The 12,626-nt window shown below is 71.8% G+C and carries 10 protein-coding genes; 6 read left to right on the top strand and 4 right to left on the bottom strand.

Annotated features, from left to right (window positions below; genetic code table 11):
• The first annotated feature begins 30 nt into the window (after positions 1–30).
• Entirely contained in the window at positions 31–1,011 is a 981-nt protein-coding gene (locus GHR20_RS17820; RefSeq protein ID WP_153813734.1) for an NAD(P)H-quinone oxidoreductase, read from the top strand.
• 21 nt (positions 1,012–1,032) lie between these two features.
• Here the strand turns inward: GHR20_RS17820 and GHR20_RS17815 are convergent, their stop codons facing one another.
• Positions 1,033–1,716: a hypothetical protein gene (locus GHR20_RS17815; RefSeq protein ID WP_153813733.1), complete on the bottom strand. Its 684-nt coding sequence runs from the start codon at positions 1,714–1,716 to the stop codon at positions 1,033–1,035.
• A gap of 181 nt (positions 1,717–1,897) precedes the next feature.
• Between GHR20_RS17815 and GHR20_RS17810 the strand changes: the two genes are divergently transcribed.
• The gene (locus GHR20_RS17810) at positions 1,898–2,440 is read left to right on the top strand and encodes a bacterial proteasome activator family protein (protein WP_153813732.1); all 543 of its coding nucleotides are present in this window, start codon (positions 1,898–1,900) and stop codon (positions 2,438–2,440) included.
• Positions 2,441–2,563: 123 nt separating this feature from the next.
• On the opposite strand, the gene GHR20_RS17805 is transcribed toward GHR20_RS17810, so the two are convergent.
• Positions 2,564–4,198 (bottom strand): protein kinase, encoded by a 1,635-nt coding sequence (locus tag GHR20_RS17805; RefSeq protein WP_153813731.1) that lies wholly within the window; start codon positions 4,196–4,198, stop codon positions 2,564–2,566.
• A gap of 344 nt (positions 4,199–4,542) precedes the next feature.
• Between GHR20_RS17805 and GHR20_RS17800 the strand changes: the two genes are divergently transcribed.
• On the top strand, positions 4,543–6,171 hold the full coding sequence (locus tag GHR20_RS17800; protein WP_111583291.1) for a protein kinase: 1,629 nt from the start codon (positions 4,543–4,545) through the stop codon (positions 6,169–6,171).
• Between the two features lie 117 nt (positions 6,172–6,288).
• On the opposite strand, the gene GHR20_RS17795 is transcribed toward GHR20_RS17800, so the two are convergent.
• The gene (locus GHR20_RS17795) at positions 6,289–7,308 is read right to left on the bottom strand and encodes a phosphotransferase (protein ID WP_194858909.1); all 1,020 of its coding nucleotides are present in this window, start codon (positions 7,306–7,308) and stop codon (positions 6,289–6,291) included.
• A gap of 521 nt (positions 7,309–7,829) precedes the next feature.
• On the opposite strand from GHR20_RS17795, the gene pdhA reads away from it, so the two are divergent.
• The 3 genes from pdhA to GHR20_RS17780 are packed head-to-tail and all read left to right on the top strand — an operon-like array spanning position 7,830 to position 11,468.
• A complete protein-coding gene (pdhA, locus tag GHR20_RS17790) occupies positions 7,830–9,089 on the top strand; it encodes a pyruvate dehydrogenase (acetyl-transferring) E1 component subunit alpha (protein WP_148024281.1) in 1,260 nt (419 codons plus the stop codon).
• A 1-nt stretch (position 9,090) separates the two neighbouring features.
• Positions 9,091–10,068, top strand: a complete 978-nt coding sequence (locus GHR20_RS17785; RefSeq protein ID WP_153813730.1) for an alpha-ketoacid dehydrogenase subunit beta — start codon at positions 9,091–9,093, stop codon at positions 10,066–10,068.
• A gap of 11 nt (positions 10,069–10,079) precedes the next feature.
• Entirely contained in the window at positions 10,080–11,468 is a 1,389-nt protein-coding gene (locus tag GHR20_RS17780) for a dihydrolipoamide acetyltransferase family protein (RefSeq protein WP_153813729.1), read from the top strand.
• Positions 11,469–11,548: 80 nt separating this feature from the next.
• On the opposite strand, the gene GHR20_RS17775 is transcribed toward GHR20_RS17780, so the two are convergent.
• Complete coding sequence (locus tag GHR20_RS17775) at positions 11,549–12,394, bottom strand: DUF5707 domain-containing protein (protein WP_153813728.1); 846 nt, start codon at positions 12,392–12,394, stop codon at positions 11,549–11,551.
• Positions 12,395–12,626: the final 232 nt, after the last annotated feature.

Genomic DNA, 12,626 nt, shown 5'->3' with positions numbered 1-12,626 from the left:
CGGCGGGTCAGGGGGAGTAGCGTCGCGGACATGCATGCGATCACGATTCCCGAACCTGGTGGTCCCGAGGCGCTGGTGTGGGGCGAGGTCCCCGACCCGGTGGCCGGCGAGGGCGAGGTGCTGGTCGAGGTGGTGGCCGGCGCCGTCAACCGCGCCGACATCCTGCAACGGCAGGGCTTCTACAACCCGCCGCCCGGCGCCTCCCCCTACCCCGGCCTGGAGTGCTCCGGCCGGATCGCCGCGCTCGGCCCCGGGGTGTCCGGCTGGGCCGTCGGCGACGAGGTGTGCGCGCTGCTCGCGGGCGGCGGCTACGCGCAGAAGGTCGTCGTACCGGCCGGACAGCTGCTGCCGGTGCCGGAGGGCGTCGACCCGGTGCGGGCCGCCGCGCTGCCCGAGGTGGCGTGCACGGTCTGGTCCAACGTGTTCATGATTTCCCACCTGCGGCCGGGCGAGACCCTGCTGGTGCACGGCGGCTCCAGCGGTATCGGCACCATGGCGATCCAGCTGGCCAAGGCGGTCGGCGCCAGGGTCGCGGTGACCGCCGGGACCAAGGAGAAGCTGGAGCGCTGCGCCGAACTGGGCGCGGACATCCTGATCAACTACCGGGAGCAGGACTTCGTCGCCGAGGTGAAGGAGGCCACCGGCGGCGCGGGTGCCGACGTCATCCTCGACAACATGGGCGCCAAGTACCTCGACCGCAATGTGCAGACCCTGGCGGTCAACGGGCGCCTGGCGATCATCGGCATGCAGGGCGGCGCCAAGGGCGAGCTGAACATCGGCGCGCTGCTGCACAAGCGGGCGGCCGTGACCGCGACCTCGCTGCGGGCGCGGCCGGTGGAGGAGAAGACGGCCATCGTCGCCGCGGTCCGCGAACACGTCTGGCCGCTGCTCGCCGCGGGGCGGGTACGCCCGGTGGTGGACCGTGAGCTGCCGATGGAGCGGGCCGCCGAGGCGCACCGGGTGGTGGAGGAGAGCGGCCACATCGGCAAGGTGCTGCTCGTGGCCCCGTAGCGGACCGCCCGGGCCCGGGGCTCAGCCCCTGCGCAGCCGCAGCCCCAGGAAGGCCAGGCCGAGACCCAGGCCGATGAGGACGAGCCCGCTGCCGAGCGGCAGGATGCGCAGGGTCGGCTCGCCCGCGGTCTCGGTCTGCCGGGCGGCGTTGCGGTCGGCCGACTGCCCCGGTGTGGGGTCGAGGCCCGCCTCCTCGGTCGGCCGGGCGGCCGTCGGGGTCTCCGCGGTCTCCGGTTCCGCGGGCCGCGCGGCGGCGGAGTCGGGGACGGAGTCCTCCTCGCCCTCCACCTGGGCCCAGGGCCCGTCCTGCCGCCCCGGGCGCAGCCTCCCCTCACCGGCCCCGCTGCCCGCCCGGGAAGGCTCGCCGGACGGCACGCTGTACGAGGCGGAGGCCGCGCCGGAGGGCGCGTCCGGGTGCTGGGGGCCGGCGCCGTCGTGTCCCGGGCGGTCCTGGTGATCGTGTCCGGAGTGACCGGAAGCGGCGGCGTTCGCGGCCGCCGCGGATCCCCCGGCACCGCCCGGGTGGCCGGAGGGTGCGGACGAGGGCGCGACCGAGGGCGTGGCGGCGGGGCGGCCCGCGGTGGGGGAGTGCGGGCGGCCGGCCTCGGCGGCGCACGCGGCGGCGGTGCCGTAGGCGGGCAGGGCCGCCGTGAGGACGAGCAGCAGCCGCAGACAGGGGTGGGTGAGTCGCAGCCATGGAGTCACGTCGGTGACCTCCCGGAGCCCAGCTGGCGTGAGCGCGTGATCGATGATGAACCGACGGGAACAGCGTCACATCGCGGGCCTCCTGGGGCATTCCGGATTGGGCCGACGGGTCTAACCCGCGGATCCGCTGCGCCGGGGGGCGCCACGGTGGTGAGGTGGGCGGGTGCGAGAGAATGACGGCATGGAGATGCCGAGGAACGAACGGTCGCCCAAGAATCCCCAGATCCTCGTGGTGGGCCAGGACGGGATGGCGCTCGGCGGAGGTGGCGGGGACGACGATTCCCGCGAGATTCCGGTCACCGAGCAGGTCGAGCAGCCCGCCAAGGTCATGCGGATCGGCAGCATGATCAAGCAGCTCCTGGAGGAGGTGCGCGCCGCTCCCCTCGACGAGGCCAGCCGGGTCCGGCTGAGGGAGATCCACGCCAGCTCGGTGAAGGAGTTGGAGGACGGTCTGGCGCCGGAGCTGGTCGAGGAACTGGAACGGCTGTCGCTGCCGTTCACCGACGACGTCACCCCGAGCGACGCCGAGCTGCGTATCGCGCAGGCCCAGCTGGTGGGCTGGCTGGAGGGACTCTTCCACGGGATCCAGACCACGCTGTTCGCCCAGCAGATGGCCGCGCGGGCCCAGCTGGAGCAGATGCGCCGGGCGCTGCCGCCGGGTGTGGCGGGCCCCGAGGGCGACGACCAGCACATGGGCGGGCACTCGGGCGGCCCGTACTTGTAGGTCCCGGACACTCGTAGCTCGCGGACACGCGCAGGTCCCGTACCCGCGAAAGGGGCCCGGCGGTCGGTCACCGCCGGGCCCCTTCTCCTAACGCGCGCCACCACCGCGCTCACACGCTGGTCACTACTGCGGCGGATTGCCCGTCGACACGCTCAGCTCGATGGTGCCGGGGTTCTTGGCGTTCACATCCGTGCCCTCGGAGGGGAACTGGTCCATGACCGTGCCGTCGCCCCAGGTGTTGTCGTCCACCTTCTTGACGTGCAGCGTCCAGCCCGCGGCCTGGAAGCACGCCTTCACGGAGTCGATGTCCTTGTAGCGGAAATCGGGCAGCTGGATCTTGTTCGGGTCGTCGTAGGACTCGTTCGGCTGCGTGCACTTGGTCTTGTCGATCACCCGGGTGGTGTCCGGGCCCCGGTAGCCCACCTGGTGGGTGGGGGACGACGAGGCGCTGGCGCCACCGTGGCCGCCCGTGTCGTCACCGTCGTCGCCGCTGTTCATGGTCAGCGCGACGCCCAGGCCGACGACCGCGACGAGCGACACCCCGATCGCGCCGATGATCACGGCCTTGCCGCTCCTGCCGCCGCCCGAGCCGGATCCCTGCCCCGCCGTCTGCGGCGGCTGCCCGTACGGCGGCGGGGTGCCGGGCCCGTAGCCCACCGGAGGAGTCTGGTAGCCCGCCTGCTGCGGATAGCCGTAGGACGGCGCGGGCGTGGCCGGCGCCGGCGTGCCGGGGCCGTACGGACCGGGCTGGTACGGCGTCTGCACCGGTCCGGGCGGCGGCTGCCGGTTCTGGTCGACCGGCGGGAACACCGCGGAGCCGACGCCCGCGCCGCTCTGCTGCGGACCGGCGTCCGGCACGATGTTCGGCGCGGCCGCCTGGAGGGAGGCGGCGACCCGCAGGCACTCCTCGCGCATGGCGTCGGCGGTCGGGAAGCGCTCGTTCGGGTTCTTCCGCAGGGCGCGGGCGACCAGCGCGTCCACCGCCGGGGGCAGCGAGCGGTTGACGGAGGACGGAGCGACCGGCTCCTCCTGCACATGCGCGTAGGCGATCGCCAGCGGGGAGTCCGCGTCGAACGGCAGCCGCCCGGTCACCAGCTGGAAGAGCATGATGCCGACCGAGTACAGGTCGGAGCGGGCGTCCACGCCGCGGCCGAGGGCCTGCTCGGGCGAGAGGTACTGCGGGGTGCCCACGACCATGCCGGTCTGCGTCATCGAGGTCACGCCGGACTGCATGGCGCGCGCGATGCCGAAGTCCATGACCTTGACCACACCGCGCTTGGTCACCATCACGTTGCCGGGCTTGATGTCGCGGTGGACCAGCCCCATCTCGTGGCTGATGTCCAGCGCCGCGAGCACGTCCGCGGTGACCTTCAGCGCCTGGTCGGCGGGCATGGCGCCGTACCGCCGTATGTCCTCTTCCAGGACCGAGCCGAGCGGGCGGCCCTCGACGTACTCCATGACGATGTACGGGGTCGCGAGGCCGCCCAGGTCGTCCTCGCCCGTGTCGAAGACGGAGACGATGTTGGTGTGCGTGAGCTTCGCCACGGCCTGGGCCTCGCGGCGGAAGCGCTCGCGGAACGCCTGCTCCCGGCCCAGCTCGGTGTGCAGCGTCTTGATCGCGACCTGGCGGTCCAGCACGGCGTCGTACGCGAGGTGCACCGAGGCCATGCCACCCTCGCCGAGCAAGTCGCGCAGCTGGTATCGGCCACCGGCCAGACCCTGCCCCGAGTACCGGCCGTGTGTGCCGTCCTGGCTCATCTCTCCGCGTCCCCCATCGGCCGTCCGGCACATCGGCTCGTCGCACGGGCCTTGATCGAATGTGTCATTCCCGGCCAAGTCTGCCCCAGGGCACCGACACGTCAAGCTCGGTGCCCGTTCCGTGACCGTACGGGCAAGAAGCGTCGCGCAAGCGTTACAGGGGGCGTGCGAGCAGCACACAGAATTTGCACGACGGCCCGTGCTGAGGGTTTCATGGCCGGTCCGTCGCAGAGTCGGTCCCGGTTCCGGTTCCGAACCGGCGGCCCCCACGGAGGCTGTAGCGTGGCCGACGGAGACCGTGACAACACCGCGCGCACCGCGGGCAGAAACGACGGCGAGGACTGATGGCACAGACGCACAGCGCCCAGGGCCCGTCCGACCCGGAGGCGTCTGGCGGCGGCGGCATCTCGGACGGGCCGGAGAACTGGGGCAACGCGGGGCTGGTCGGCGACGGCCGGTACCGGCTCACGCACCGCCTCGGCCGGGGTGGCATGGCCGAGGTCTTCGCGGCCGAGGACGTCCGTCTGGGCCGTACGGTCGCGGTCAAGCTGCTCCGTGCCGACCTGGCCGAGGATCCCGTCTCCAAGGCGCGGTTCACGCGTGAGGCACAGTCGGTCGCCGGGCTCAACCACCACGCGATCGTCGCCGTGTACGACTCCGGCGAGGACGTCGCGGGCGGCCACTCGGTGCCGTACATCGTGATGGAGCTGGTCGAGGGCCGCACCATCCGGGATCTGCTGATCAACGCGGAGGCGCCCGGCCCCGAGCAGGCGCTGATCATCGTCTCCGGCGTCCTGGAGGCGCTCGCCTACTCGCACCAGCACGGCATCGTGCACCGCGACATCAAGCCCGCGAACGTGATCATCACCGACAGCGGCGCCGTCAAGGTGATGGACTTCGGCATCGCCCGCGCCCTGCACGGCGCGCAGTCCACGATGACGCAGACCGGCATGGTCATGGGCACCCCTCAGTACCTCTCCCCGGAGCAGGCGCTCGGCAAGGCCGTCGACCACCGCTCCGACCTGTACGCGACCGGCTGCCTGCTGTACGAACTGCTCGCGCTGCGGCCCCCGTTCACCGGTGAGACACCGTTGTCCGTGGTCTACCAGCACGTCCAGGACACCCCTGTCGCGCCGTCGCAGGTCCTCCAGGCGTGCCCGCCGGAGCTGGACGGCCTGGTCATGCGCTCGCTCGCCAAGGAGCCGGACGACCGGTTCCAGACGGCGGAGGAGATGCGCGGCCTGGTCCAGTACGGCCTCCAGATGCTCTACGACCAGGGCGGCCACACCGGCACCTGGAACACCGGCCCGGTGGCGGTGCACGACACCCGGCACACCCCGGCGGGCGGCTTCGCGGGCACCACCGCGATGTCGCACCCGATGGCCGGCTCCGGCACCACGCAGATCCCGCAGCCGCTGCTGCCGCAGGGCTACGGTCACGGCGACGACGGCGGGTTCGAGGGGCACGGCAACAAGGGCAGCGGCCGCGGCAAGCTGTGGATCCTCGCCGTGCTCGCGGTCATCGCCATCGCGGCGGGCGTGGCGCTGGCGCTGAAGGGCGCGGGCGGCGGCAGCGGCGCCGGTACGGACACCAAGCCCCCGGCGACGCACACCAAGAGCACCGACGACGACTCCGCGAGTTCGAGCCCGAGCGACGACAGCACCGGGCAGCCCACGGACACCTCGACCGACGACGGCTCGGGCAGCGGTTCCGGGTCGGGCTGGACGCCGTCGTACACGCCGTCGTACACCCCGACCGACCCGGAGACCACCGGTCCGACGAACCAGCCGACGAAGACCCCGCCCACGTCGACGCAGCCCACGGACCCGACGGACGGCGGCAACCAGGACGGCGGCGCCGCGGACGGTGGCACCGACACGGGCGCCACGGGCGGCACGGACACCGGCAGCACGGCCGGCAACACCACCGACGGCAACGCGGCGGCCGGTGCGGCGGGAGTGCCCACCGGGTGAGCGCCGGCGGGGATGCCCGCCAGGAGGATATTCGCGGGGCCCGGGAAACCGGGCCCCGGTCGCATTCCGGGCCGCCGGAGAAACCACCCTCGGTCGCCGGCAGGGACGCAAACCCGCTCACCCGGTGAACGCGTCGCACACCGCGTCGTACTCGCGGGTCCACCACACCACGAGCGCCGAGGCGGCCGGGAACTGGCAGTCGGCGCGGGTGTCGCCGCGCTCGTAGTGCCAGCGCAGCATCCAGAAGTCGTTCAGGCGTTCCCACCACACCCGGCGTACGGCCGCCGCCAGCTCCTCGGGCGTGGCATCGGCCGCACGCCGGTACGCGCGGGCGTACGCCCGCACCTTCGGCAGGTCCAGGGCGCCCGCGGGCCGCACGAAGAAGATCGCCGCGGCGCGCACGGCCTCCTCGGCGCGGGGCTGCACGCCGAGCCGGTCCCAGTCCACGATGGCCGCCGGGGCGCCGTCCTTGTAGAGCAGGTTGAACGGATGGAAGTCGCCGTGCACCCAGCCCACCGGACCGCCGGGCGGCGGGCGCCGCTCCGCGTGCCGTTCCAGCAGCTCACGCCGCTCCCGGAGCCGGAGCCGGGCCAGCGCGTCGAAGGCGTCGGCCGGGCGGTGCCGGCGCACCCGGGCGAGCAGCTGGTCGATGAGCGCGAACGTGTCGGCCGGGTCGGCGCTCTCCACGGGATGGGGGCCGGTGGCCGGGCGGGTGCGGCCCTTGGGCGGCATCACGCGCTCCAGGCAGGCGTGCACGGCGCCCAGCAGCGCTCCGAGGCGCGCGCTCTCCGAGCGGGTCAGCTGGCCACCATGGCGGTGTCCGCCGTCGACCCAGGGGTGCAGGGCGTAGGCATGGCCGCCGACGACGGCGACGGTACGGCCCTCGCGGTGCGCGAGCGGTACGGCGACCGGCACGCCGAGGGCGGCCAGGCGCTGGGTGGCCCGGTGCCGGCGTTCGATGGCGGCCGGGTCGGCGGTGTCGGGGTCGAAGTGGTGCTTGAGGAAGTACCGGCCGCGCGTGGTGCACAGCCGGTAGCCGCGGTTGAGCAGCCCCTGGTCGACCGGTTCGCAGGCCAGGGGCGTCCCGGCGGCGTCGTACAGGCGGAGCAAGGCGCCCAGAGGGGGCGCGTGGGGCATGGGGGGTGGTACACAAGAGCGCGGCACGCCGCAGATGCTAGGCCACGAAAAATACCCTGTGAGCTGGGCTTTTCACAGTCAGTCATCGATAGTCGCAATCGGTCACAGGTGAACTCGGCCGAACGGTGAATGTCCGCGGTGTTCGCGCAGGTCTTGCGCCCTTTTCAGGGTTTCGGAGTTTTCCCCCCGCAAAGCACCGGGCCGTTCTTGGCCCGGGAACTCTTCCCGTCACCTGGGTGAGCGGGATAACGTTCGTCTGCTTCGGCCTTGCCGCAAGGCTGTGACCAGCGCGCTTCCGCATCTCCTCGATTTACTTGGAAATCCAAGCAAAATCGCAGGTCAAGCGGGGTTTCACAGAAATGTGGAGCACTGGGTAACGTAATGGTCGCAGGGCGCTCGCCGGGGCACCTGTCACGCCTGTTCCCGGCCGAGTGGCACCCACCCCGTGCCCGGTGGTCGAAACAGGTGAGCCGCACTGGCCTACCGGCAACCCCGGGGGCCGGAACGACGGAGGAGCACACGTGACCGTGGACAGCAGTGCCGCGCGCAAGCGCAGCGCCGCAGGCAAGGCCGGCACCACCGGCAGCAAGGCCGGTTCGGCCGGGACCGAGTCCGGAGCCACCGGCGCCAGCGCCAAGCGCACCACCAGCACGACCCGGGCCCCGCGCGCCGCGCGTGCCGGCGCGAAGAAGGGCGCCGAGCCCGAGCTCGTGCAGCTTCTGACGCCGGAGGGCAAGCGGGTCAAGAACGCCGAGTACGACTCCTACGTCGCCGGCATCACCCCCGAAGACCTGCGCGGCCTCTACCGCGACATGGTGCTCACCCGTCGTTTCGACGCCGAGGCCACCGCCCTGCAGCGCCAGGGCGAGCTGGGCCTGTGGGCCTCCCTGCTGGGCCAGGAGGCCGCCCAGATCGGCTCCGGCCGGGCCACCCGGGCGGACGACTACGTCTTCCCGACCTACCGTGAGCACGGCGTCGCCTGGTGCCGCGGGGTGGACCCGACCAACCTGCTCGGCATGTTCCGCGGTGTGAACAACGGCGGCTGGGACCCCAACAGCAACAACTTCCACCTGTACACGATCGTCATCGGCTCGCAGACGCTGCACGCCACCGGCTACGCGATGGGCGTGGCCAAGGACGGCGCGGACTCCGCGGTCATCGCCTACTTCGGCGACGGCGCCTCCAGCCAGGGCGACGTGGCCGAGTCGTTCACCTTCTCCGCGGTCTACAACGCGCCCGTGGTGTTCTTCTGCCAGAACAACCAGTGGGCGATCTCCGAGCCGACCGAGAAGCAGACCCGGGTGCCGCTCTACCAGCGCGCCCAGGGCTACGGCTTCCCGGGCGTGCGCGTGGACGGCAACGACGTGCTGGCCTGCCTCGCGGTCACCAGGTGGGCCCTGGAGCGCGCCCGCAACGGGGAGGGCCCGACCCTGGTCGAGGCGTTCACGTACCGCATGGGCGCCCACACCACCTCCGACGACCCCAGCCGCTACCGGGGCGACGAGGAGCGGCAGGCATGGGAGGCCAAGGACCCGATCCTGCGCCTGCGCCGCCATCTGGAGGCGTCGAACCACGCGGACGAGGGGTTCTTCGAGGAACTCGAGGCCGAGTCCGAGGCGTTGGGCAAGCGGGTGCGCGAAGCGGTCCGTGCCATGCCCGACCCGGACCACTTCGCCATCTTCGAGAACGTGTACGCGGACGGGCACGCGCTCGTCGACGAGGAGCGGGCCCAGTTCGCCGCCTACCAGGCGTCGTTCGCGGACGCAGAAGGGGGTCACTGAGATGGCCGAGAAGATGGCGATGGCCAAGGCCATCAACGAGTCGCTGCGCCGCGCCCTGGAGGCCGACCCCAAGGTCCTGGTCATGGGCGAGGACGTCGGCAAGCTCGGTGGCGTCTTCCGGGTCACGGACGGCCTCCAGAAGGACTTCGGCGACAGCCGGATCATCGACACCCCGCTCGCCGAGTCCGGCATCGTCGGCGCCGCGATCGGCCTGGCCCTGCGCGGCTACCGGCCGGTGGTGGAGATCCAGTTCGACGGCTTCGTCTTCCCGGCCTACGACCAGATCGTCACCCAGCTCGCCAAGATGCACGCGCGCTCGCTGGGCAAGGTCAAGATGCCCGTCGTCGTGCGCATCCCCTACGGCGGCGGCATCGGCGCGGTCGAGCACCACTCCGAGTCCCCCGAGGCCCTGTTCGCGCACGTCGCCGGCCTGAAGGTCGTCTCCCCGTCGAACGCCTCGGACGCCTACTGGATGATGCAGCAGGCGATCCAGAGCGACGACCCGGTGATCTACTTCGAGCCCAAGCGCCGCTACTGGGACAAGGCCGAGGTGGACTCCGAGGCGATCCCGGCCCCGCTGCACAAGGCCCAGGTGGTCCGCGAGGGCACCGACCTGACCCTCGCCGCCTACGGCCCGATGGTGAAGCTGTGCCAGGAGGTCGCCGCCGCGGCCGCCGAGGAGGGCAAGAGCCTGGAGGTCCTGGACCTGCGCTCGGTCTCCCCCCTCGACTTCGACGTCATCCAGACGTCGGTGGAGAAGACCCGCCGCCTGGTCGTCGTCCACGAGGCGCCGGTGTTCTTCGGCTCCGGCGGCGAGATCGCCGCCCGGATCACCGAGCGCTGCTTCTACCACCTGGAGGCCCCGGTGCTCCGGGTCGGCGGCTATCACGCCCCGTACCCGCCGGCCCGCCTGGAGGAGGAGTACCTGCCGGACCTGGACCGCGTGCTCGACGCCGTCGACCGCTCGCTGGCGTACTGAGGGAGAAGGTCGTGACGACGATGACGGACGCGTCCGTACGCGAGTTCAAGATGCCCGACGTGGGCGAGGGTCTGACCGAGGCCGAGATCCTCAAGTGGTACGTCCAGCCGGGCGACACGGTCACCGACGGCCAGGTGGTGTGCGAGGTCGAGACTGCCAAGGCGGCCGTCGAACTGCCCATCCCCTACGACGGCGTGGTCAGCGAGCTGCGGTTCCCCGAGGGGACCACGGTCGACGTGGGTACGGCGATCATCACCGTGCAGGTGGGGGGCGGGGCTCCGGCTCCGGTTCCCGCACAGGCCGAGGCGGCGGCGCCCGCGGCTCCGGCGGCCCCGGCTCCGGCCGAGGAGGCCAAGCCCGCGGCGCGTCAGCCGGTCCTGGTGGGCTACGGCGTGTCGACCTCCGCGACCAAGCGCCGCCCGCGCAAGGGTCCCGAGGTCACCGTCCCGGCGCCCGCCCAGCCCGAGCTGAACGGGCACGCCCCGGCGGCGGACGCCTCCCGCCCGCTGGCCAAGCCCCCGGTGCGCAAGCTGGCCAAGGACCTCGGCGTCGACCTGACCGCGGTCACCCCGTCCGGCCCGGACGGGATCATCACCCGCGAGGACGTGCACGCGGCGGCCACCCCGGCGGCTTCGGCCGCGTCCGCGCCGGTGGCGGCTGCCCCGGCCGCGCCCGCACCCGTCGCGTCGTACGACGGCGCACGCGAGACCCGCGTCCCCGTCAAGGGTGTGCGCAAGGCGACCGCGGCGGCGATGGTCGGCTCGGCGTTCACGGCCCCGCATGTCACGGAGTTCGTGACGGTGGACGTGACCCGCACCATGAAGCTGGTCGAGGAGCTGAAGCAGGACAAGGAGATGCAGGGCAGGCGGGTCAACCCGCTGCTGCTGATCGCCAAGGCCCTGCTGGTCGCGATCAAGCGCAACCCGGACGTCAACGCGTCCTGGGACGAGGCCAGCCAGGAGATCGTGCTCAAGCACTACGTCAACCTGGGTATCGCGGCGGCCACCCCGCGCGGCCTGATCGTGCCGAACATCAAGGACGCGCACACCAAGACGCTGCCCCAGCTGGCCGACTCCCTCGGCGAGCTGGTGTCCACGGCGCGCGAGGGCAAGACCTCCCCGTCCGCCATGCAGGGCGGCACGGTGACGATCACCAATGTCGGCGTCTTCGGCGTCGACACCGGCACGCCGATCATCAACCCGGGCGAGTCGGCGATCCTCGCCATCGGCGCGATCAAGCTCCAGCCGTGGGTCCACAAGGGCAAGGTCAAGCCGCGCCAGGTGACCACCCTGGCCCTGAGCTTCGACCACCGCCTGGTCGACGGCGAGCTCGGCTCCAAGGTCCTGGCCGACGTGGCCGCGATCCTGGAGCAGCCGAAGCGGCTGATCACCTGGGCGTGACCGGCCCCTCCCCATGACGTCCGAAGGCCCTGTGGATCGCTCCACAGGGCCTTCGTCATGCCGCCGTCCCCGGCGAAGGGTCAGCGCACGTCGACGTAGTCGTAGGCGTCCGCGACCGAGGAGGTGCTGTTACCGGCGTAGTGGAAGCGCCAGGTGCCGTCCACCGAGGCGGTGACGGTGGTCTTCAGGTAGCCGGTGGACGAGCTCTTGATCGTCTTCACCGTGCTGTAGGTGCTGCTGTTGGCGGGCTTGAACTGCAGCTGCACGGACTGGCTGCCGTAGCCGTAGTACTTCATGTACGACCAGCTGGCACGGTTCAGGGTGCCGGAGACCGTGATGGTCCTGCCCTTGGAGACCGGCTCCGGAGCGGCGTTGAAACCGCTGAAGCCGGCGGCACGCTTGACCCAGCGGTTCTTGTAGACGTCCGTCTCGACGTAGTCGTTGTTGTTGGCGACCGCGAGCACGGCCACGTTCCACTTGCCGTTCAGGGCGCTGTCGTACAGGTCGGTGCCCGGCGTGGCGGTGATCGTGATCTTGCAGGTGGCGCTCGTGGCGCTCCAGTTGTCGCAGGTGGCGTCGGAGTCCGTGTAGAGCGCGGCGTCCGCGTCGCTGTCCAGGCTGGTGCCGTGCCACAGCATGGCGTCGGCGGTGGCGATCCCGGACGGGGCGGTGGCCGTGACGTAGATGGTGAAGGTCTTCTTGCCGAGGCCGACGACGACGTCCTTGTTGCCGTTGTCGGTGACCTTGGTGATCTTGACGTTGCCCTGGGACTCGTCGGCCGGCGCGTTGCGCCCGACGGACGGCTTCGAGGCGAAGCCGTGCGGAATCTTCGGGCTGTCCGCCGCCTGCGCGGCGGGAGCGAGAAGCGCGGTGAGCGCCACGGCGCCGGACATCGTCGCGGCGGCCAGGCCGGCACGAATACGCATCTGTGTTCCCCACGTGGAGAGAGCCGCGCGCACGATGCATGGGGGGTATGCGGGCTCTGAACGATGTAGTGAGCCTGTTGGCTCGCAAGAAAGACACGTGACACCTACGAACGGTTGTACGGACCGCCGCCTTTCTTCGAACCGAATACAGCCGCCGTACGACACGGGCCCTGGATATGGCGGGAGTTCGCCGGTGGAGCGGAGGGAAAGGGTGCGCTTGCCGCAATTCGAC

Source organism: Streptomyces sp. SUK 48 (genome assembly GCF_009650765.1).
GTDB lineage: Bacteria > Actinomycetota > Actinomycetes > Streptomycetales > Streptomycetaceae > Streptomyces.
This window is presented reverse-complemented; position numbering and strand designations above follow the sequence as displayed.